The sequence below is a fragment of the Geosporobacter ferrireducens genome (genome assembly GCF_001750685.1).
Taxonomy (GTDB): Bacteria; Bacillota; Clostridia; order Peptostreptococcales; family Thermotaleaceae; genus Geosporobacter; species Geosporobacter ferrireducens.
Window position 1 is genome coordinate 2,232,185 of sequence record NZ_CP017269.1, and the last position, 21,562, is coordinate 2,253,746.

At 42.2% G+C, this 21,562-nt stretch carries 20 protein-coding genes and 1 riboswitch; all 20 genes read right to left on the reverse strand.

The genetic code is table 11. The features are described from left to right. Positions 1 to 12: 12 nt before the first annotated feature. Entirely contained in the window at positions 13 to 975 is a 963-nt protein-coding gene (locus Gferi_RS10580) for a bactofilin family protein (protein WP_069976246.1), read from the reverse strand. Next, complete coding sequence (locus Gferi_RS10585) at positions 965 to 1,579, reverse strand: hypothetical protein (protein ID WP_069976248.1); 615 nt, start codon at positions 1,577 to 1,579, stop codon at positions 965 to 967. Before Gferi_RS10585 ends, Gferi_RS10580 begins: the two co-directional genes overlap by 11 nt. Beyond that, on the reverse strand, positions 1,552 to 2,130 hold the full coding sequence (locus Gferi_RS10590; RefSeq protein ID WP_069976249.1) for an RNA polymerase sigma factor: 579 nt from the start codon (positions 2,128 to 2,130) through the stop codon (positions 1,552 to 1,554). The genes Gferi_RS10585 and Gferi_RS10590 overlap by 28 nt, the downstream gene beginning before the upstream one ends. 149 nt (positions 2,131 to 2,279) lie before the next feature. After that, on the reverse strand, positions 2,280 to 3,497 hold the full coding sequence (locus Gferi_RS10595) for an ABC transporter permease (protein ID WP_069976251.1): 1,218 nt from the start codon (positions 3,495 to 3,497) through the stop codon (positions 2,280 to 2,282). Between the two features lie 2 nt (positions 3,498 to 3,499). Continuing rightward, positions 3,500 to 4,231, reverse strand: a complete 732-nt coding sequence (locus Gferi_RS10600) for an ABC transporter ATP-binding protein (protein ID WP_083273491.1) — start codon at positions 4,229 to 4,231, stop codon at positions 3,500 to 3,502. A gap of 2 nt (positions 4,232 to 4,233) precedes the next feature. Then, positions 4,234 to 5,484 carry an efflux RND transporter periplasmic adaptor subunit gene (locus Gferi_RS10605; protein WP_069976253.1) on the reverse strand — a complete coding sequence of 417 codons (1,251 nt, stop codon included), beginning with the start codon at positions 5,482 to 5,484 and terminating at the stop codon, positions 4,234 to 4,236. A gap of 233 nt (positions 5,485 to 5,717) precedes the next feature. Next, entirely contained in the window at positions 5,718 to 6,167 is a 450-nt protein-coding gene (gene rimI, locus Gferi_RS10610) for a ribosomal protein S18-alanine N-acetyltransferase (protein WP_236932723.1), read from the reverse strand. Beyond that, positions 6,136 to 6,879 carry a tRNA (adenosine(37)-N6)-threonylcarbamoyltransferase complex dimerization subunit type 1 TsaB gene (gene tsaB, locus Gferi_RS10615; protein ID WP_069976257.1) on the reverse strand — a complete coding sequence of 248 codons (744 nt, stop codon included), beginning with the start codon at positions 6,877 to 6,879 and terminating at the stop codon, positions 6,136 to 6,138. Before tsaB ends, rimI begins: the two co-directional genes overlap by 32 nt. Then, positions 6,873 to 7,337: a tRNA (adenosine(37)-N6)-threonylcarbamoyltransferase complex ATPase subunit type 1 TsaE gene (tsaE, locus tag Gferi_RS10620; RefSeq protein ID WP_069976259.1), complete on the reverse strand. Its 465-nt coding sequence runs from the start codon at positions 7,335 to 7,337 to the stop codon at positions 6,873 to 6,875. Before tsaE ends, tsaB begins: the two co-directional genes overlap by 7 nt. A 167-nt stretch (positions 7,338 to 7,504) precedes the next feature. Beyond that, positions 7,505 to 7,672, reverse strand: a complete 168-nt coding sequence (locus Gferi_RS28105; protein WP_156782373.1) for a hypothetical protein — start codon at positions 7,670 to 7,672, stop codon at positions 7,505 to 7,507. Positions 7,673 to 7,772: 100 nt separating this feature from the next. Next, positions 7,773 to 7,958: an aspartyl-phosphate phosphatase Spo0E family protein gene (locus Gferi_RS10625; protein WP_069976261.1), complete on the reverse strand. Its 186-nt coding sequence runs from the start codon at positions 7,956 to 7,958 to the stop codon at positions 7,773 to 7,775. A 175-nt stretch (positions 7,959 to 8,133) separates the two neighbouring features. After that, positions 8,134 to 8,757 (reverse strand): ECF transporter S component, encoded by a 624-nt coding sequence (locus Gferi_RS10630; protein ID WP_069976262.1) that lies wholly within the window; start codon positions 8,755 to 8,757, stop codon positions 8,134 to 8,136. Between the two features lie 130 nt (positions 8,758 to 8,887). Further along, positions 8,888 to 9,011: riboswitch (FMN riboswitch) on the reverse strand. A gap of 65 nt (positions 9,012 to 9,076) precedes the next feature. Next, positions 9,077 to 9,547: a hypothetical protein gene (locus Gferi_RS10635; RefSeq protein ID WP_069976264.1), complete on the reverse strand. Its 471-nt coding sequence runs from the start codon at positions 9,545 to 9,547 to the stop codon at positions 9,077 to 9,079. Between the two features lie 15 nt (positions 9,548 to 9,562). Then, entirely contained in the window at positions 9,563 to 10,723 is a 1,161-nt protein-coding gene (locus Gferi_RS10640; protein WP_330389657.1) for an amidohydrolase, read from the reverse strand. A gap of 173 nt (positions 10,724 to 10,896) precedes the next feature. Continuing rightward, positions 10,897 to 12,195 carry an MFS transporter gene (locus Gferi_RS10645; RefSeq protein WP_069976268.1) on the reverse strand — a complete coding sequence of 433 codons (1,299 nt, stop codon included), beginning with the start codon at positions 12,193 to 12,195 and terminating at the stop codon, positions 10,897 to 10,899. A gap of 23 nt (positions 12,196 to 12,218) precedes the next feature. Then, complete coding sequence (gene ppaX / locus Gferi_RS10650) at positions 12,219 to 12,866, reverse strand: pyrophosphatase PpaX (RefSeq protein ID WP_069976270.1); 648 nt, start codon at positions 12,864 to 12,866, stop codon at positions 12,219 to 12,221. Between the two features lie 22 nt (positions 12,867 to 12,888). Beyond that, positions 12,889 to 15,051 carry a Tex family protein gene (locus tag Gferi_RS10655; RefSeq protein WP_069976272.1) on the reverse strand — a complete coding sequence of 721 codons (2,163 nt, stop codon included), beginning with the start codon at positions 15,049 to 15,051 and terminating at the stop codon, positions 12,889 to 12,891. A gap of 172 nt (positions 15,052 to 15,223) precedes the next feature. Next, positions 15,224 to 17,602, reverse strand: a complete 2,379-nt coding sequence (locus tag Gferi_RS10660; RefSeq protein ID WP_069976274.1) for a methyl-accepting chemotaxis protein — start codon at positions 17,600 to 17,602, stop codon at positions 15,224 to 15,226. A gap of 146 nt (positions 17,603 to 17,748) precedes the next feature. Next, a protein-coding gene (prfB, locus tag Gferi_RS10665) for a peptide chain release factor 2 (protein ID WP_156782374.1) occupies positions 17,749 to 18,850 on the reverse strand; the annotation gives its coding sequence in 2 pieces (ribosomal slippage) (positions 17,749 to 18,774 and positions 18,776 to 18,850; 1,101 coding nt in all). 15 nt (positions 18,851 to 18,865) lie between these two features. Then, positions 18,866 to 21,541, reverse strand: a complete 2,676-nt coding sequence (gene secA, locus Gferi_RS10670; protein WP_069976278.1) for a preprotein translocase subunit SecA — start codon at positions 21,539 to 21,541, stop codon at positions 18,866 to 18,868. Between the last annotated feature and the right edge of the window lie 21 nt (positions 21,542 to 21,562).

A 21,562-nucleotide genomic window follows, 5' to 3' on the forward strand; every position in this document is an offset into this window, starting at 1 on the left:
CAATCAAACCATCTATTCCTTAGATTCTCCTATATACTTTTCTTCATTCTGTTCTTTAGTGATAAATCCTATAGGCCCTTGTGCATATGGGTTTCCATTTCCCGCCCTGCTATCTATCACTGCCCCTATCCCTGCAGCTTTAGCCAGAAAGGTTATGGTTTTCCCTACCAATGTGATCTCCACTAAAGCATAGAGCACGGTTCCTATAAAAAGCTCCATCATTTGAGACCAAGGCTTTTCGCGTCCTGAACCAACTTTTTTACCGATAGCCAGCTTCACAGCTGTATTCCCTGTAAAGGAGAGCAGCGCCATTGCCGGCATCAGCAGCAGCATGAAAGGAATCCCGATAATCACCATGATCAGCACTGCTGATAGGATATAAAATCCTAGAATTGCCAAAATGCCGATTAGCAATTTCCTTCCTGTATTGTCAAAAACTGCGGTTGCCATCTTGTCAAAACGTTCGGGGAAAACCAATACTGCAATAATTGAAATCAAATAATCAATCATGATCTTCGCCAGTGTGATCAGAATAAAGATCACCAGCAATATGCCCACACCGGGAAGTCCATTGAATCCAAACCCAGCTAAATTGATTTTCTGTCCATTTACAATCACTCCGGGTTCCTCTGTCATTTTACCGCCCAGGATATGTACCGCATCTCCGTTCACTGCTGCCTTTTGTGTTAAATGCAAGTCTCCGAAAACCGCTACTACATTGCCGCGCACGGGTCCATCAATTTCTACACTCCCGAAAATTGCCACTACATCGCCATTGACTGCTCCCTGCATTTGTACATCTCCAAAAATAGCTATGGCACTGCCATAGACCGTCATATCCCTGGGGACATCAATATCCTGAAAAAATCCTACCAGATCTGACATATGGTTTGTTCCTGCTGCCACTACACAGGTTCCAAAAAACATCGTTATACAGACTGCACATAGAAATATCCTTTGCCATTTATTTTTCATAGATTTTGCCTCCTCCATACCCGGTTCCATAAGTCAGACTCACCAGCCAGTGCTGTATCCCAGCAAAAATACCACACAAGCTTCCTACGATCAAAAGATATATGTTTATTCTCATATTCATCAAAACAGCTGCAATGTCATTTAGCCAGCGAATGCCTAAAATCAACATCTTGATCGTGTTTTTACTGATTAGGGCTACGAGATTCTGGAAAATATTTTGAAAATCCATTAATGTAAAAACAAACCGTATTAGGTCATGAGCTTCTTTAAAATCTACTGTTCCATAATAAAGATACAATGCACCACAGAAAAATACTGCTGCTATTGCAATGATAAAAGCCATGTAATTAGAGAAATTACTTTTTATTTGTGAAGGATTATAGTAGTTTATGGAGATTTTCCCCATTACTGCGCCTTCAAATTCTTCCGGCGCCTCTATCTCTTCCATGGTTTCAACGGAGCAGATTGCCTCCTTCATCCATTGAAATTCCAGTCTACAGCAATTACATCCTTTCATATGCAGTGTCATTTCTTTCTCTTCCAAGTCTCCGATTGTGTGATCAAAGTATTTCATCATTAAATTTGCAGTTCTTTTGCAGTCCATATGGATTCCTCCTCCTTGATTTCCTTCAATCGGTCTTTCAGCATATGTCGTGCGCGATGGAGCCTATTCTTCACCTTTGACATAGGCAGCTGCAGCATGTCACAAATCTGCTGATAGGATAAGCCTTCCTTATGATATAAAAGAATCAAAATTCTATACTCTTGGGATAATTCTCCGATGGCCCTCTCGATCTCCTGTCTGTTGGTCTGGTGAAAATACATCGTTTCCGCACTAACCGTATCATAGGGCATATACAATTGCTCATCCAGCGGCATTAGCTTGGCTTTTCTTTTCCTGTGTTCGTCAATGCAGAGGTTGGTGGCAATTTTGAAAAGCCAGGTAGAAAACTTATACTCTCTACTGTATTTTCCTAAAGCATGATAACATTTTATGAAGGTTTCTTGCGCCATATCTTTTGCATCCTCAGTATTTCCCAGCATGCGCAGGCACAGGGAATACACCCCATTCTTATATCTGCGGATCAGTTCCTCAAACAGTTCTCCCTCACCTTTCAAGATTTTTTCAATCAGTTCTTGATCTGTCAATGCCAACCATACCACCTCGTTTTTCTTTACATTTATATTTACGAAAGAAAAGCATTTTTGTTTGAGTCTCTAAATAAAATTTATAATAAATTTTTATATAATAATATAAAAGGAAAACATGGGTTATTATCGATTAACCCATGCTCTTTGTTTTTTTACTCGTATCTTAAGGCTTCAATCGGATCCAGCTTCGATGCCTTATTGGCAGGATAAATGCCGAAAAAGATTCCTACGCCTGCTGAAAATAGCCAGGCAACGGCAATGGTATTTAGCGATACTGTAGGCGGTATCTTGATAAAGATTGAAGCCAAAAATGAAAAGGATACGCCCAGCAGCGTTCCAATGATGCCGCCGATTCCCGATATAATGATCGCTTCTACCAGGAACTGCAGCAGAATATCTTTTCTGCAGGCACCAATAGCCATTCGGATCCCAATCTCCCGGGTCCGCTCTGTGACCGAAACCAGCATAATGTTCATCACGCCGATCCCTCCAACCACAAGGGAGATGGCAGCAATGGCACTAATTACCAGAGTTATGATACCGGTCACCTTATTTACAGATTCCATTTCTCCTTCTGCCGTATACGTTCTGTATTTTTCCTCCCCTTCATTTCCATGCCGGCGCTCTATAAACTTAACAATGCTTTCGGAGACTTCTTGGACATCTTCCCCCTGGGCAATATTCATCTCAACACCATATACACGATTGCCCTCGCCATACATTTTTTCTATGGTCGATACAGGAAGATATGCATTTTTAGGCTGTTCATAGCCTGACATATTACTGAAAGCCGATTTCGGCGTTCTATAAATGCCAATGATTACTAAGGATATATTCCGGTAACCGGTCTTTACCAATATTTTTTCTCCTAAAACATTGCTTCTCCCGAAGACCTGGAGTGCCGTATCTTCATCAATCACAGCCACTTCTCTTTTACCCTTGACATCTCCCTCCTGCAGAAACCTGCCGTCTATCAAATCAATCTTTTCAATCTTATTATAGGTTTCATTGACACCGGTTAAATAAATATTGATGGTATCCTTTCGGGATAGAATTTTAGCACTATCCTGAAATTGTGATGATAATCCCAGAATCTTATCTCCGAAAACCCGCTTAATCGCTTCTAAATCCTCATAGGTCATATAATCCCTGGCAGTGGGATTTTCGCGCCAGTTGGTGGATAGATAGACCCGGTTTACACCAAACTGTTCAAATTCTTCGCCAATCATGGCTCGGCTTCCCTGACCCAGGGTAACTACTGTAATGACAGAGGAGATACCAATAATAATGCCCAGCATGGTCAACAGCGACCGCATTTTGTTGGCCCAGATCGCATGGGCAGCAACCTTTATACTTTCGAAAAAATTCATCTCTATCCCCTCACTTCTCCAGCTGCTTCCAATTCAGTTTTCAATATTGTACTGCACTGCCCCGTTGCAATATCCTCCAAAATCTCTCCATCCCGAAAGGTAACCATGCGCTTTGCCCGACTGGCAATTTCGGGCTCATGGGTTACCAAAATAATTGTAGCCCCTTCTTCATTAAGCTGTCGGAATATCTCCATGATTTCATCACCGGATTTTGTATCCAGGTTTCCTGTAGGCTCATCTGCTAAAATAATCGCCGGACGATTTACCAATGCTCTTGCGATTGCCACCCGTTGCTTTTGCCCACCGGATAATTCATTAGGCTTATGATGTACCCGCTCTTCCAGACCTACCCTTCCCAAAGCCTCTAAAGCCCGCTGCCGCCGTTCCTTCGCCGGCACTCCGGCATACATCATGGGAAGCTCGACATTTTTCAGTGCACTGCTGCGTGCCAGCAGATTAAAGGATTGAAAAACAAATCCAATCTTCCTATTTCTTATATTTGCCAGCTGCACATCATTCAGGCTCTCGATCTGTACTTCATCTAACAGGTACTTTCCTACCGTAGGCCGATCAAGACACCCTAAAATATTCATAAAGGTAGACTTTCCAGATCCCGACGGACCCATAATCGCTACAAATTCTTCCTTTACTATTTCTATATTAACGGCTTTCAGCGCTTCCACTTCAACGCTTCCTGTTTTATAAACCTTATTCAATTGCTCAATTTTTATCATGGCTACATCACCTTGTTTTCTTGGACAGGATCATTGTCCTTCAATGTCTCACTGGGGTTTAAGATCACCGGGTCTCCCTCATGAAGGTCACTGCTGATTACTTCTACCACCAGATCACTTTGCGTTCCTAGTAGAACAGTTTTCTCTTTAGCCTTTCCATCCTGAACAACAAATACTACGGTTTCTCCGCTTTTCTTCGTGAACAGGGCCTCATAGGGAAGCACTAGAACCCCTTTTTTGCTTTCCGTAAGGATATCTACATTGGCTGTAAAGCCTGGCTTCATCTCTGTATCCTTGTCTGTAACCTCAATCTTGACCTCTACCACCGTTTCTTTTCCTTGTCCGGCGGTAATGGAGAGGGCTGTAGGTCCTATGTATTTTACTGTTCCTGCATATTCTTTTCCTTCAAAGGCATCCCCCGTAATTTTTGCGTTTTGTCCCAGCTGGATTCTTCCAATATCATACTCGCTAATATTAACCAGAATTTCCAGACGATTGGTATCTTGAATTTTCATGATCGGTGTGTTTTCAGAAGTCATCTCGCCTTCTGATACCGTCGAGTCTATGATGGTTCCATCAATAGGGCTCTTAATCTTACATTTTTCCAGATCCTGTACGAGTTTCTCCCATCCGATCTGTGAGAGCTGGATTTGTTTTTCCTTTACACTAATTTCCTTACCGGTCATCGATTGCTGTAATCTGCTCTCTGCCAATATATAGCCGTTGTATTTTTGATCCATGTTGCTTTTTTCTGTATCCAATTCCGTCTTGCTGACAACATCGGCTTCATACAGTTCTTTTTTTCGTTCATATGCGTCTTTTGCATCCTGATACTCTATCTTCGCATTGCTAAGGGCAACCTCAAGGGCCACACGATCATCTTTTCTCAGCTTCTCAAGCTCCTCCTTTTCAATCTGCAGCCTGATCGTGGCCTGCTGAATCTGGTAATTCAAATCTTTCTCATCCATAACCGCTAGAACCTGACCTTTTTTAACGATATCTCCCTTTTTCACCAGTATTTCTTTAATCTTTCCAGTAGTTTCCGGTAATAGATCTCTCTTCTCTATAGTTAAAACTTCCCCGCTGGTAAGAATTCTGGCTTCAATATCCTGCTTTTCCACAGCCGCCGTTCGCACAGCTATTCCTTTATCCTGCTTGCCCTGGCTGGCTTTCACACCCATAGTCCCTGCAATGGCAATAACAATAACGACAGCGATGATCACAAACCATGTCTTTTTCTTTATCTTTTTCATTCTCTTACTCCTTTCCAATCCCTCTAGAGCTTTTCAACATACAAGTAAAATATTGCTCTATATATCTATTAACACAAATTATGCAAAATCTATGGCGTTTTTTGTCGAATTGGAAAAATTTAATAAATTTGTAATAAATAAAAAAAAAGCGGACTACATCCGCTACGCCATGGGGACGGTTCCTCACACAGAGTTGTAATCGCTTTATTGCAACTTATATAGCCCGCTTTTTACTAATTTCTCTGCTTCCACATGATTACAGCATCTTCATTATTATCCTGATAATACTTCGGTCGAATGCCGCAGGCCTTAAAACCATACTTTTCATAAAGATTCCGGGCAACACGGTTCGATGCCCTCACCTCTAGGGTCATGTTGTAAATGCCTTCTTTTTCTGCCGCAGCAATCATTGCCTTGACGATTACATCGCCAAAGCCTCTTCCCCGAAAGTCTGGCCGGACACCGATATTTGTCACATGGGCTTCATCTATAATCATCCACATGCCTCCATAACCTACGATGATTTCATCCAGCTCAGCAACAATATATCTGGCGAATTTGTTTTTCTCAACCTCCATCACGAAGGCTTCTTTGGTCCAGGGCACTGAAAAGCACTGTTTTTCAATCTCCAATACCTGTGAGATATCCTCTTTATTCATGTATCGAATCGTTAGCTCCCCCACTTTGATCACACCTTTTCATTTTTTCCTCATACTGACGTTCTGCTTCCGATTTGCGCAGGTACTCAGGGATTAAGCCATAGAAGCTGTCCAGCTTTCCATCTTTAGCTTTTTGAAGTGCCAGTTCTGCAATGGAGGACGCCCGCTGCATTACTGCTGATTGGGTAGCCAATAAAACCCTGTTGCCTAGATGTTCTCTTAAAAATCCTTCATTGGCCTTTACGCCATCCCCTAAAAATACGACTTTTTCCGGTCTCTGTTTTAACTGCTCTGTAAGCGCTTCGATAGATACCGCCACCGGCTCGAAAATCCTGTTCAGCATACCATCCTCCCATTTATAGACTGCAGTATATACTTGATTTCTTCTGGCATCTAAAATAGGGCAGATCAATCCCTCGCAGTAAGGCATATTAAAAGCGAGACCATCTAAGGTTGAGATCCCTACTACCGGTTTATCCAGTCCATGGGCTAATCCCTTGGCAGTAGCAACACCGATTCTCAATCCCGTAAAGGAACCCGGTCCTTCTGCCACAGCAATCACATCTACTTCTTCCAGTTTATGTTCACAGTCTGTGAGCAAAGCCTCTATAAGGGGCATTAGTTTTTGAGAATGGGTTTTCTCATGATTAATGATATACTCTCCGATCAACTTTTCCTCATCCATCAATGCCACGGAGGCCACGATCGACGAAGTATCCAAAGCCAAGATCAACATAGGTTACTCAACTCCTCCATGATAGAATCAAACCGGGCAGAGGTCCCTTCTATCCGTATTTCCCGGCTATCGCACTCCGCTCCCTGTTGGATATGAATCCACAAATGTTCCTTTGGTATCACTTCCCGTATCTGCGAGGCCCACTCTATGATGCAGACCCCTTGTCCGTAAAAATATTCTTCATAGCCCAAATCTTCCAACTCCTCTATATTACGAATACGATAAACATCAAAGTGATATACAGGCATTCTGCCGTTATATTCATGGATTAGTGCAAAGGTAGGACTTGTAACATCTTCTTTTACCCCCAACCCTCTGGCAATAGCCTGTGTCATGGTGGTTTTCCCTGCTCCCAGATCTCCTGTTAAGCAGACTACATCTCCTTTCTGCAACAGGGTACCCAGCTTGTACCCTATTTGATCCGTTTCTTTCGGATCATGACTGGTTAATTTAATCACACTTACACCTCAATTCAGATTCACTATACAGGTTATTTTCTCCAATATTTCATATTTATTATATATTGTCTCAAAATAGGGTGCAAGGGTCAGGAGAAAGCAAAAAAATAAGGCATCCTTCCAAACAATCGGAAAAGAGCCTCTTTTTATAGTTATGTATGCCTGTTTTAGTCCTCATAAAGACTTCCAACCAGTAAAAATATTTCTGAAACCAAAGCAATAAAAAAGATGAAAAATGCAAATCCTCCAAAATTATGGCGGTAAAAAAGTGCAGATAATACACCAAATAAAAAGGTTAAACCCGTCATAGTTTTAAACAATTTATTATTATCCATTTTTTCGCCTCCTTTGCTTTCTATATTTCAACATATACCCCAAAGGCTATGTCTTATTCAGTCGAATTTAAAATTTAGAAAAGCAACTGCTGCCTAATCCTTAGACCTTACTTTCTAATTCCTTTTTTTCTCTATAGAATAGGGTAATCAATTCATCCAGCTGTTGGCTTACGAGCAGAATTTCAGCATGATCTATGCTGTTGTGTCTGCTGATAATATCCTCTAACTTTCTGCGGTTCTCATCAATCATTGTTGCTAAATTCGGGTTGCCTTTCACTTGTGCCATACTACCCCTCCTTTTATTTATATATACCTACTATTCTACACATTAAACCATAATCCTTATTTTTTCCTACCACCCAGGAAAAAGATAGGAAAACAGGCCTAAAGGGTATTCAGAGCAAAAATGTAAAATCCCCCTGGCAGGAGAATAACGTCTGCCAAGGGGATGACAATGCTTTTTACTTTAAGATCGGTGAAAGCTTTTTATAAAGCATACTTGTAATCACAGCTACCACAATGCCTTTTAAAATATTAAAGGGTATGATCGCATAAAGGATCAGGGTCTTCATATCCACAATGGCGCCATTGGCAGCGGCACTCCATGCAATGATTTGCTCCATAGGCATAATCTTGGCATAGAAGGGCAACAGAATATAATAATTCGCTATCCCACCCATAATACCCATCACAAGGGTTCCAATGATCATTCCGGTAACCGCTGCTTTTTTGCTTTGATATTGTCTATAAGCTATGGCTGCTGGAATAATCAGTGCAATACCTACGAGGAAATTCGCCAGTTCTCCAACTCCACCGGTTGTAGTTTTCGTAATAAAATGCAAAATATTTTTTACCAGTTCAATCATAATACCTGCTGCCGGGCCCATAGCGAAGGCACCAATCAATGCAGGAATATCGCTTAAGTCAATTTTTAAAAACCCTGGAAAAAACATTACTGGTATTTCTAAAAACATGATTAAATAAGCGATAACGGCAAGAATGGAAATCTTTGTTAATGTCTTTGTCGATCCAAGCTGTCTGCCTTCAAAAATATCATTCCCCAATGCAATTGTTTTGTTTGACATGACACTTCCTCCTTGTTATGGTTTTACCGGGTAATCCTCATTATCTCATGGAACTGTCATATTTTCTTCACTAAAAAAGCCTGAAGAAAAATGATCTTCAGGCTTAAATGATAAAATAAACAAACAAACAGTCCATCTTCTCTCATCCAGACTATACTGTCGGTACTGGAATTTCACCAGTTCAACAGCTGCATCCACAGCCGCTCGCGGACTATACCGCCGGTAGGGAATTTCACCCTGCCCCGAAGACTACCTCTATTGAGTTGTATGTAATCCAATCTCATCATCATTATAAAATATATGCACTATTTTTGCAACCCTATCCAACAATTTTTTTTAGGAAAGTAAACTCCTTTAACAGGGATATGTCTTTTCTTATGCAGAAATAAATAATCGCACCTAATACAATCTCATGGGGCAAAAATACCAGTAGGCGTTTCCACTCCATTGAGAGCATGTGGGCTACATTAATTTTTCCAAAGATCAACAAAGGTCCCTCAATCATGATCACAATGATAAACGCCATGATAATGGCAAGCGCCGTTGTTGGCAGATTGGCGCGAATGATCATATAACTGATCAGTATAAAACTAATCATATGTGCCACGATGTGCGGTCCAAAGTCAAAATATCTTCGAATAAAGTAGGAAGCGATTCCTTGTAAAACCCCTACTACTAGAATTTTCCTCAGCGGTGGCTTAATCCCCAGCAGCAGAAAACCTGCCCAGGCCATTAATATGGCCTCGGGGATGGATCCAAAAACTACCACACTCATTGGCATTCTATCCATTTCCATGTCCCCTTTTTATTGCTGATGTACTACTTCTCCATTAATAATCGTATATGCTGCCTTAGACTGCAGTTCGAAGGGATGCCCCTCCCAGATGACTAAATCTGCATCTTTCCCTTCTTTAATGCTGCCTACACGGCTATCGATTCCCAGAATCTCCGCAGCATGGATGGTGATGGCTTTTAAGGCTTCCGTTTCATCCATTCCTGCCTTTACTGCCAATGCCGCACACATAGGCAGGTACTGCAGCGGAATAACAGGATGATCAGTCATAATGGCAATTTTCACTCCTGCCTTACTTAAAATTCCTGCGGTTTCAAAAGTAAGATTTTTTAGTTCATACTTTGAACGTTCGCTGAGACTGGGGCCTACAATCGCATAAAGTCCTTCCTTCTTTAAGTCCTCCACAATCAGATGCCCCTCGGTGCAATGCTCTAAAGTAATATTTACACCCAGTTCTTTAGCAATGCGGATCGCTGTAAAGATATCATCCGCACGATGGGCATGGGCCTTTAAAGGAATTTCTTTTCGAATCACAGGCAGTAATGCCTCCATTTTCATGTCAAATCCCGGTTTCTTTGAAGGGTCTTCTTTAGCAGCTTCTAACTTCTCTGAATATTCCTTTGCCTTATAGAGTGCATCTCGAAGAATTGCTGCAGTTCCCATTCGCGTACTGGGGGATTGTTTGCGGTCATGATAAACCCGTTTCGGATTCTCTCCAAAAGCGCATTTCATTGCTAAGGGTTCTTGCAATATCATGTCATCGATCCGCTTTCCCCAGGTTTTTATAGCAGCAAACTGGCCGCCAATTACATTGCCGCTTCCTGGTCCCGTGGCTACAGAAGTAATTCCTCCCTGCCGGGCTTCTTCAAAGGTTCTATCCATAGGGTTGATCGCATCAATCGCCCGCATATGGGGTGTTACAGGATCAGTCATCTCATTGCCATCTGCCCCTTCAAAACCAATAGCATCTTCCCAAAGTCCTAGATGGCAGTGGGCGTCAATTAGGCCCGGTGTAATAATTTTTCCAGCAGCATCTATCACAACTGCGTCTAAAGGTGCTACCAGTTCTTCTCCTATTTCCTGAATTTTTCCATCACGAATCAGAATGCTCGCCTTTTCGTAGACCTTTCCTTCCATTGTCAGTACATATCCATTTTTAATAAATAACATCATTCCTGCCTCCAATCTATCCTATAGCTTATTTTGTTCTTCGTCTTATATGAAATCTTTTTTATGGTATATGGTCCATTTTCACTAAAACCTGTATGTCTATATAATTTTTTCCATTTTTATTGTATCATACCCATTTCACTCTGTGCAAAGGAAGAATTTATATCGTCAGCTATTTATCCCTTATAAATATTTCTACAGTACGTCTCCTGTACCAGGAACGTCGCTAAATATCCAAGAACTGCAGCGATAAAGCAATATAGAAAAGCTTTCTGGTATAATTCTACCGGCAACAGCTGTCCCCCAAAACGATCGAAAACATTTCCCATCACCGGAGGCAAAATGGCTGCCCCCAAAAATCCACCGGTATTTACTACGGATGTGGATATCCCGGCAATCTGTGGAGGATTGATCTCCTTTGCACAGGCCCATCCCAGCACGAAGGTAGGGCAAGTAAAACCAAGCACGAACATAAGCGGCATCATCATAGCCGCCGGAGGTTGTCCTCCCCTTAGGAAGACCAATATTGCCCAACAGGTCACATAAATTGCTCCAAAGACCAGCATAGGAAGTTTTCTTCTTCTTAAGGTGTCCGAAACCTTTCCGATCACAAAGCTTCCAATAGCCATTCCTAATACTGCAGCAGTCATATAATTGGCAGCAGCTACCTTTGATAAGCCATAGACATCTACCATATAGGAGCGCCCCCAGGTTCCTGTCAAGGATACATAGGCACCAAAAAATCCGGTAAACATGATAAAAGAGGGCCAAGTTTTCCAGTTTGTAATAACTGTACCTAAGCTCTTCATCAAATCAGGTTTTCCAATACCCTGAGCCGGCGCTTTGCCTTCAATCTCTGCAATACTGGGCAGTCCCATGTCCTTTGGTTCATTGCGAACGATCATGTAAGAAAGGACGGCAATTCCTAAAGAAATCACGCCAATAGCTGCAAAGGAGTATCTCCATGTAATGGCAGCGGCTAGAAGCGCTAAGGGAGTTTGGGCAAACATACCGCCCAGATTTCCCACAAAAGAAGTGATCCCCGACATTGTGCCGAATTCACTTTCTTTAAACCACTGGGATTGTACTTTGAGGATGGCAATAAACACCACTGAAACGCCCAGACCTACCAGCAGTCTGCCTAAAAATGCAATCGTAATCGTAGGCGCAAATCCAAAAATGATAGATCCGATTCCTGCCACAAGCGTTCCCACGGTAACTGTCATTCTGGCCCCAAGAGAATCTGCCAAAATCCCTGAGGGGATTTGCATCAGCATATACGCATAAAAGTAAGTTGACCCTAGATGGGCAAAGGTAGTTCCTGATATATCAAAGGCTCTGACCAAATCCTCTCTCACCACGCCAACTGCCAGCCGGTGGAAAAAAACGATCACATAAGACAGCACCAATACGCCCCACACAGTCCATCGATAACCCATGAGTTTTTTTACTTTATTTTGATCCAATTGCTGCATTTTTTTTCCTCCTATTAATCCGTCTATGTATTCAACCTTTCTATTAATTCTACTAATTCTTCCATCGTATCCACCACATAATCCGGATGGTACTGCATATACACCTCACGGGGCAATGCACTCCAGCTAACTGCAACGGATCGCATTCCCGTATTCTTTGCACACTGAATATCAAAGGGACTATCTCCCACAAGTACTGCTTCCTGGGCATTGCCTCCCATGGCTTCTAATGCCATTCTTGCTGGTGTGGGATCGGGTTTGTGTTTATCCGTGTCATCTGCCCCTATGATACTGTCAAAAAAATCCTCCATACCAAAGTATTTCAATCCCCTCAAAGCTGAGTCATTCAGACGGGAGGTTACAACTCCCAGCCTATATCCTCGCGCAGAAAGCTTTTCCAGTGCTTCTCGAACGCCCAAGTGAAGGGTAATATAGCGTTCAAACCGCTCCTGTTGAAAACTACGATAGGTTGTTAAGGCTTCCTCTACGCAGTCCTTGCATTCCCGTTCTAGTGTAGTTCTTAAAATTTCTCCAAAGCTTTGGATAATAAATTCTCTAGGTACATCCTTTTTCAGGTGTTCTTTATAAGTATGCTGAAAAGACTGAATGATTAATTCATTCGTATCTAACAGTGTACCATCTAAATCGAATAGAATATATTTTACTGTCACTGGTTTGCTCCTCTCTTTAACATCATTCTTTTATATTTTTCATACTGAGAGATACCTTGCCCCTGTCTACATCTACTTTGATTACTCGAACTTTTACAATATCTCCTACAGCAACGACCTCCATTGGGTTCTTGATAAACTTATCACTCATTTCAGAAATATGCACCAGCCCATCATTCTTTACACCAATATCAACAAAGGCCCCAAAATCAATAACATTTCTCACCGTTCCGGTCAGTACCATATCTAACTTTAAATCCTCTATCTTCATCACGTCTGTTCTGAATACAGGCTTTTCCATCTCTTCCCTTGGGTCTCTGCCGGGTTTTTGAATTTCCTTCAGAATATCCTTCAGGGTTGGCAGTCCAACCTCCAGCTCCTCTGCCAGGTCTTCCAGCCGGATTTTTTCAATCTTTTGCTGGAGATCTGCCAGCTTCCTTTTTCGCACGTCCTCTAATGTGTATCCCAGCTTTCCCAGCAGTTTTTCCGTTACCCCATAGGATTCAGGATGTACTGCGGTGTTGTCCAATGCATTGCTGCCCTCTGTAATACGAAGGAAACCCGCACATTGTACAAAGGCTGCCGGGCCTAGCCGCGGTACTTTGGTCAGCTGTTTTCGATCGATAAATTTACCCTTTTCCTCCCGGAATTTCACGATGTTATTCGCTACAGTCTTGCTGATGCCGGAGATGTACTGCAGCAAAGAAGGGGATGCTGTGTTCAAATCTACCCCTACGCTGTTTACTGCATCCTCTACTACACCCTTTAGCGCTTCGTCTAATCGTCCTTGATTCACATCATGTTGATATTGACCTACCCCTACATGCTTTGGATCAATCTTTACCAACTCCGCTAAAGGATCTTGAAGTCTTCGCCCGATAGAGATCGCACCCCTTAGAGATACATTGATCTCCGGATATTCCTCCGCTGCCAGCTTTGAAGCAGAATACACAGATGCTCCTGCCTCATTGACAATCATGTAATAAACAGGACGGTTCAACTCTTTGATCAGCTCTGCTACAAAAAGTTCTGATTCTCTTGAAGCCGTTCCATTACCAATGGCGATCATATCCACTCCGTGCTTTTCTACCAGTTCCTTTAACGCTTTTTTTGCTGCTGCTGCATCATTCTGTGGTTGGGTGGGATATACCGTGGTGGTAGCCAACAGCTTCCCTGTATCATCTACTACAGCAATTTTACAGCCTGTACGGTATGCAGGGTCAAAGCCCATAACTACTTTGCCTTTTATTGGCGGCTGCAGCAGCAGATTCTTTAAATTGGCTGCAAAAACCTTGATTGCCTTTTCTTCAGCCCGCTCTGTCAGGTCATTTCGAATTTCCCGTTCAATAGAGGGCGCAATGAGACGCCTATAGCCATCCTCCATGGCTCTTTTAACATATTCAGTGGTAATAGAGATTTTAGGTTTGATAACCTCTTTCTCTAATTGATAGAGAATCTCTTCCTCCGGAGCATTAATTTTTACCCGGAGAAATTTCTCCTTCTCTCCCCTGTTTACTGCCAAAACCCGATGATCCGGAATCTTTTTCAGGGGTTCCTTATAATCATAGTACATTTCATAAACCGACTGCTCTGTTTCTTTTACTGCAGTCGATTGAAGGGTTCCTTTTTCAAAGGTGAGCCTGCGGATTTTTTTCCTGTAATCTGCATCATCCGAAATCATCTCTGCAATAATATCCATCGCGCCTTGCAGTGCATCTTCAATGGTATATACTTCTTTTTCTGCATGAATATAAGGTGATGCCAGTGCTTCTATACTGCTTGTGCAGCATTCCTGGGCATAAATTAATTCCGCTAAAGGTTCCAGTCCTTTTTCCTTGGCAATTGTGGAACGGGTCCGACGTTTGGGCCTGTATGGACGGTAAATGTCTTCTATTTCTGTCAACGTCACTGCCTTATCGATATTTGACCGAAGCTCCCCTGTTAGTTTTCCCTGTTCTTCGATGAGCCGGATCACTTCTTCCTTACGGGCATGTAAATTTCTTAAATAGGTTAACCGATCATAGAAATCCCGCAGCACCGTATCATCCATTTCACCAGTCTGTTCTTTTCGATATCTGGCGATAAAGGGGATGGTATTCCCTTGGTCAATCAGACTGACGGTATTGGTTACCTGATATTCCTTTAATCGAAACTCAGACATAAGTTGTCTTGTAATTCGCTCCATCCTGAATCCCTCCTAATATGCTGTTAGCGGTTAGCCGCTATTTTCCTTTTCAGTATTTTATTAGTATTTGCATAATCTCCCTATAACACAAGCATCATTCCTATTCAACTTCCAACATTATACCACATTCATGGAAAAAATAGGACAGCCGGGTTTTATCCCGGCTATTAACTTATTCTTGTATGCTTTTCTGTTCTTCTTCTGCTGCATCCTCAGCAACCTCTTCGATGTCCGTTTGGTCCTCTTCTTGAACCCACTCTTCCATATCTACGTTTTCCTCATCCTCAAAAAGATCATCTTCTAAAACATCACTTGCGTCATTTTTTTCTGCTTCATCTGTCAAAAATATTTCTTCTTCCTGCACTTCTTCGAAAAACTCATCCGTTTGCTGCCCCGCCATCATTTCTGCTTCATCAGGCAATTCCTCAAGGTTTTCTTCCTGTTGAAGCGGGCTATCCTCTTTATATGTATCCATCTCTTCGCTTTCCTTGCTTTGTACATCCCTTGACTGGGTATCGGTTTTAAAACGCCCCATTACTTTTTCTAAGGCATCTACCATAGTACTTAGCGCCATAGCAGACTCATGAATACTGCGCACAGCAGTATCCTGCTCCTCTGTGCTGGCTAAAACCGACTGTGTTACTCCAGCAGTCACCTCTGAAATCTGACTGACCTCGTGAATCGCCTGTTCAACTAAATCCATTCCTGCCGTAAGCTCTTCCACAGTACTGGTGAAGAATTCCAGCTCTGCAGCGACTCTTTGTGTTTTTTGAATAATCTCTTGGAAAGACTGGGTAGTACCGCTGACTACCTTTGTGCCATTTCTTACATTGGTTAAACTTAGCTCCATGGTCTTTACAACGCGTTTGGTTTTCGCTTGAATATTTTTTATCTGATCCACAATATTTGTAGAGGCATTTGCTGACTGTTCTGCCAGTTTTCTTACTTCATCAGCTACTACAGAAAATCCCCTGCCGTATTCCCCTGCCCTTGCGGCTTCTATAGCTGCATTCAAAGCCAGCAAATTCGTTTGATGGGATATTTGTTTGATGAGGTTTACAATGTTGTTAATTTCACCCATTTGTACTACCAGTTCTTTCAATAGAACCGATGATTGGCCCACCGTTTCATCAATAGAATTCATTGTCCAGTTAATCTTTTCAATATCCTGTACACCGCTTTGTGCCAACTCAGATGCTTGGGAAGAGGATTTCAGGATCTCCATGGAATTTTCCGTGACAGTTTTTACACTGGCTACCATCTGGTTTACAACCTCTGCAGTTTCTGAAACGCTGGCAATCTGCTTGCTGGAGCCTGAAGCCACATCATCAATAACCGTAGCAATTTCTGCTACCGCTGCTGCCGTTAACTGTGCATTATTCTCCAGGCTGCCTGTGGAGGATTGGATTTTTACTGTTACCTGCTCCACATCCTGAATCAGGGTAGCCAGATTATCTGCCATGTCATTAAAGGCTTTTTGCAGGATCCCCACTTCATTGCGGCTGCTGATTTGTATTCTTTCTGTTAAATCTCCATCTTTAATACGGTTAACCACCTTTAACATATCCATAATCGGTTTTGTGAAGAACCGTGCGAAATAGAAGCTAATGATTAATCCTAATAAAATGAAAAACAATGAGAGTACAAAGGTACGCATCAAGGAAGCTCTACCCTGCTGTGTGATCTCCCGGTATTGCTGCTCTACAATGACGCCCCAGCCTGTAGTGGGCACTACACTGTAGCCGCCGATTACCTTTCTTCCTTCTGTATCTGCATAAATATCTACACCATTTTCTCCCTTTGTAACCATCTGTGCCGCAACGATTCCCTGCTCTACTGCATTGAATTTCTGCAATACCTTTTCTTGAAAATTCGGATGGGCAATAATATTTCCAGCTTTGTCTACGATATAGCTAAAGCCTGTTTCTCCAATTTTCATGTCCCTGGTGAGATAAAAGAGGCGGTCCAGACGAAGGTCTACGGCCATAACCCCGGTTTGCCCTGAAAGCGTCCCCTCTATTGGAACAGAAAGAATAATAATGGGCATTTTGGAATCTTCATCTATAAAAGCTTCTGATATGTAAGTTTGTCCTTTCGCTGCAGCTTGAAACCACTGTGTATTCTTATAATTTTTCCCTTCATCCCTCCGGCTGTTGGTGCTAGCCGTCACATTCCCTTCCATGTCTGTTATATAAACAGATTTAAACTGCATATTTTTTGCAGTTACCTTTGCCAGGGAGATATTCTTTTCGTATTTATCCATGGTTGAAAAGTCCATGGTGTTTACTACGGTTTTCATTATATCCGCCGAACCGGTTACATATAAATCCACCTGCTGTGCAACTACCTTGGCCATGGAAGCATTCCCTTCCATTCTGTTGGCTACCATTTTATTGATGTCATTAAAATAATTGATGATACCGATGGCCGTTACGGTCACTGCAATGATGAGTACAATGACCAATGCCAGTTGGAGGCTCATTTTCGCCTTTGCCTCAATCCCTGCATTCATTGAATCCTTTTTCAACTTTAACTTATACCTGTGCTTCATCCTTCCACCCCTCTTCCTTTTGATCTATATTTCCTCCGCCAATTAATGATTAGTTATTCGACAAAAATTCCCATTTTCCTCTAGATCTTTCCTACTATATTTATAAAAAGCCAAAGAAAAACAGGAGAACATTCTCTCCTGTCCCTTTACGACCGCGTTTTTAAATATTCATGAATAAACAGATCCAGGCTGCCATCCATCACCGCCTGGATGTTTCCCATCTCCGCATTGGTACGATGATCTTTTACTAAATTATAAGGATGGAAAACATAGGAGCGGATCTGACTGCCCCAGGCAATCTGACTGTAATCTCCCTTTAAATCCTCAATCTTATCTTTTTGTTCTCTTTCTTTCAGCTCAATCAACTTGGCTTTCAGCATTTTCATAGCTGTATCGCGGTTGCTGTGCTGGGAGCGTTCATTTTGGCATTGTACTACAATTCCCGTAGGAATATGTGTAATCCGGATTGCAGACTCTGTCTTGTTGACATGCTGCCCGCCAGCACCGCTGGCGCGATAGGTATCTATCTTCAAGTCGCTTGAATTAATATTGATTTCAACACTGTCATCGATGTCTGGCATCACATCTACTGAGGCAAAGGAGGTATGACGCTTTCCGGAAGGATCGAAGGGAGAAATTCGGACAATCCGGTGGACACCCTTCTCACTCTTCATATATCCGTAGGCGTTTTCGCCTTCAATCAATAGAGTAACACTTTTGATTCCTGCCTCCGTATCCGTCAGCAAATCTAATGTCTTGACCCGGTAATTCTTAGACTCTGCCCAACGGGTATACATCCGAAGCAGCATTTCAGCCCAATCCTGGGCATCTAACCCCCCGGCACCGGCATGGATAGAGAGAATGGCATTGCTGTGGTCATACTCTCCCGACAGAAGGGTATCTACCCGCAGTTCTTCTATTTGTTGTCCCAGTTTTTCTGCGCCGTTTAAGATCTCTTTTTCTATAGACGCATCCTCTTCCTCTAAGGCCATATCCAACAGCAGCTGCAACTCTTCCCAGCTTAGGTATAAATCTTCAAATTTCTTAACCTGATCTTTCAATCCCTTTGCCTGCTGCAGCGTTTTCTGCGCTTTTTGAGGATCATCCCAAAACCCGGTATCCATGGTCTTGGCATCTAATTCTTCAATCTGATTTCTTAACCTCTCAATGTCAAAGAGAAGCCCTCAAATCCTGCAAAGTTTCTTCAAAAGAATTCAACGTATATTTCAACTGTTCTAATTGAATCATGCTTTCACTTCCTTTTTATTTACTTCCACAGCACTTTTTATATTTCTTGCCGCTGCCGCAAGGACAAGGATCATTCCGCCCCACGGTACTTTCCTTGACCATAGGCTTTTTCTCTGCAACACCGTCTCCTCCGCTGGTACCGGTTACTTCTACGACCTGTTTCCTTTGGGTCTGGGTCTCTACGGTTACGCTAAACAGGTATTTTAAGGTATCCTCTTGAATGCTCTTAATCATTGCATCAAACATATCAAAACCTTCTACCTGATACGCACGAACCGGATCTTCCTGTCCATAAGCTCTAAGGCCGATTCCCTGACGCAGCTGATCCATAGCATCAATATGATCCATCCATTTGGTGTCTACAACCCGAAGCAGCATTACCCGCTCCAGCTCACGCATCCGGTCTTCCCCTACTTCTTCTTCCTTATGTGTATAGGCCGCCTCTGCGGTCTCCATTATTTTATTTTTTAAATCTTCCTTTGTGAGGCTTTCGATATCCTCAAACTGCAGACTTCCTTTAGGCATAAATAGGGTATGCAGATAATCCTCCAGGCCTTTCAAATCCCACTCTTCCGGGTACTTGGCTTCCGCGGTATAGATTTCTACCACACCGTCTACCAGGTTTTCCAGCATACTCATTACATGCTCTCTTAGATTTTCTCCTTCCAGCACTCTTCTTCTTTCTTTATAGATTACTTCTCTTTGCTTATTCATCACATCATCATACTGCAATACATGCTTTCGGATGGAGAAGTTTCTTCCTTCTACCCGTTTTTGCGCTGTTTCGATGGATTTGCTTAACAAACCTGCCTCAATCGCTTCTTCATCATCCATACCAAGCTTTTCAACGATTCCCTTGATCTTCTCACTGCCAAAAAGTCGCATTAAATCGTCTTCCAATGAAATAAAGAACTGTGAAGATCCAGGATCTCCCTGCCGTCCGGCACGACCTCGCAGCTGGTTATCGATCCGGCGGGATTCATGTCTTTCTGTACCGATAATATGAAGACCTCCTGCAGCTACTACTTTCTCATGCTCTGCATCGGTATTCTTTTTGATATCCTTATATATTTGCTGATAGATTTCTCTCGCATCAATCAGCTCTTGGTCTGTTGTAGGTGCATAGCTCGTTACCATGGAAAGAACATGCTCGCCATAACCTCTCTTGCGCATTTCTTTAATCGCCATAAACTCTGCATTTCCACCTAATACAATGTCGGTACCACGGCCTGCCATATTAGTAGCAATGGTAACAGAGCCTAAATGTCCTGCCTGTGCTACAATCTCTGCCTCTCGTTCATGATGCTTTGCATTTAATACCTCGTGAGGTACTCCTTTTCTCTTCAACAACGTACTAAGAACCTCAGACCGCTCAATAGATATGGTACCTACCAACACCGGCTGACCTGTCTTATTTTTCTCCGCGATTTGATTGACGACAGCTCTAAACTTGCCTTCTTCTGTTTTGTAAACTGCATCGGATAAATCTTTTCTCTGGATCTCTCTATTGGTAGGGATCACTACAACATCCATATTATAAATATGTTTAAATTCATCTTCTTCTGTCTTTGCAGTACCCGTCATACCACCCAGCTTCCGATACATTCTAAAATAATTTTGCAGTGTAATGGTTGCCAAGGTCTTGGATTCCCGTTGAACCTCTAAACCTTCCTTTACTTCTATAGCTTGATGAAGACCATCACTGTAACGTCGTCCAAACATCAAACGTCCTGTAAATTCATCTACGATGACGATCTCTCCATCCTTCACCACATAATCCTTATCCAGCTTCATTAATTGATTGGCCTTCAATGCCTGATTAATATGATGAGAAATCTCCATATTTTCAGGATCTCCAAGATTTTCAATGCCAAAATATTTCTCTGCCTTCTCATCCCCAGAGTCTGTCAATACAACTGTATTGGCTTTTTCGTCTACAGTGAAATCTATTTCTTTCTTTAAGGTTCTCACAAATTGATCTGCAATGAAATACAGTTTTGTAGACTTTTCACCTGCTCCTGATATGATCAGCGGCGTTCTGGCTTCATCTACCAGGATACTGTCTACCTCATCCACGATGGCAAAATTAAGATCTCTTTGCACCATTTCTTCACGATAAATCACCATATTGTCCCGCAAATAATCAAAACCGAATTCATTATTGGTCCCATAAGTAATATCACAGTTATAGGCTTCCTGACGCTCTTGATTATTGATTCCATGAATAATGCAGCCTACAGTAAGGCCTAAGAATTGATAAATCTTCCCCATCCAATCCTTATCCCGCTTTGCCAGATAATCGTTGACAGTAACAACGTGAACGCCTTTTCCTTCTAATGCATTTAAATAAACAGGCAAGGTTGCAACCAGGGTTTTTCCTTCACCGGTTTTCATCTCTGCAATCCGCCCCTGATGCAATACAATACCTCCAAGCATCTGTACGGGGAAATGTTTCATTCCTAAAGTTCTCCAGGAGGCTTCTCTCACCACAGCAAAGGCTTCCGGCAAAATATCATCCAGGGTTTTTCCTTCTTTCAGCTGTTCTTTGAAATATACGGTTTTATTTCGTAAATCTATGTCACTTAACTTTGAAATCTCCGGCTCTAATGCTTCAATTTGATGGACAGTCTTAAAAAGCTTCTTAACCTCCCGGTCATTTAAGCTGCCAAAAATCTTCTCTAAAAAGCTCATTTTATTCACTCCTCTAAAAAT

Excerpts from the sequence above, each read along its gene's own strand:
- Gferi_RS10580 (WP_069976246.1), bottom strand. The coding sequence starts at position 975 with ATGAAAAATAAATGGCAAAGGATATTTCTATGTGCAGTCTGTATAACG.
- Gferi_RS10585 (WP_069976248.1), bottom strand. The coding sequence starts at position 1,579 with ATGGACTGCAAAAGAACTGCAAATTTAATGATGAAATACTTTGATCAC.
- Gferi_RS10595 (WP_069976251.1), bottom strand. The coding sequence starts at position 3,497 with ATGAATTTTTTCGAAAGTATAAAGGTTGCTGCCCATGCGATCTGGGCC.
- Gferi_RS10600 (WP_083273491.1), bottom strand. The coding sequence starts at position 4,231 with ATGATAAAAATTGAGCAATTGAATAAGGTTTATAAAACAGGAAGCGTT.
- Gferi_RS10605 (WP_069976253.1), bottom strand. The coding sequence starts at position 5,484 with ATGAAAAAGATAAAGAAAAAGACATGGTTTGTGATCATCGCTGTCGTT.
- tsaB (WP_069976257.1), bottom strand. The coding sequence starts at position 6,879 with ATGTTGATCTTGGCTTTGGATACTTCGTCGATCGTGGCCTCCGTGGCA.
- Gferi_RS28105 (WP_156782373.1), bottom strand. The coding sequence starts at position 7,672 with ATGGATAATAATAAATTGTTTAAAACTATGACGGGTTTAACCTTTTTA.
- Gferi_RS10625 (WP_069976261.1), bottom strand. The coding sequence starts at position 7,958 with ATGGCACAAGTGAAAGGCAACCCGAATTTAGCAACAATGATTGATGAG.
- Gferi_RS10630 (WP_069976262.1), bottom strand. The coding sequence starts at position 8,757 with ATGTCAAACAAAACAATTGCATTGGGGAATGATATTTTTGAAGGCAGA.
- Gferi_RS10635 (WP_069976264.1), bottom strand. The coding sequence starts at position 9,547 with ATGGATAGAATGCCAATGAGTGTGGTAGTTTTTGGATCCATCCCCGAG.
- Gferi_RS10640 (WP_330389657.1), bottom strand. The coding sequence starts at position 10,723 with ATGATGTTATTTATTAAAAATGGATATGTACTGACAATGGAAGGAAAG.
- Gferi_RS10645 (WP_069976268.1), bottom strand. The coding sequence starts at position 12,195 with ATGCAGCAATTGGATCAAAATAAAGTAAAAAAACTCATGGGTTATCGA.
- Gferi_RS10655 (WP_069976272.1), bottom strand. The coding sequence starts at position 15,051 with ATGGAGCGAATTACAAGACAACTTATGTCTGAGTTTCGATTAAAGGAA.
- Gferi_RS10660 (WP_069976274.1), bottom strand. The coding sequence starts at position 17,602 with ATGAAGCACAGGTATAAGTTAAAGTTGAAAAAGGATTCAATGAATGCA.
- secA (WP_069976278.1), bottom strand. The coding sequence starts at position 21,541 with ATGAGCTTTTTAGAGAAGATTTTTGGCAGCTTAAATGACCGGGAGGTT.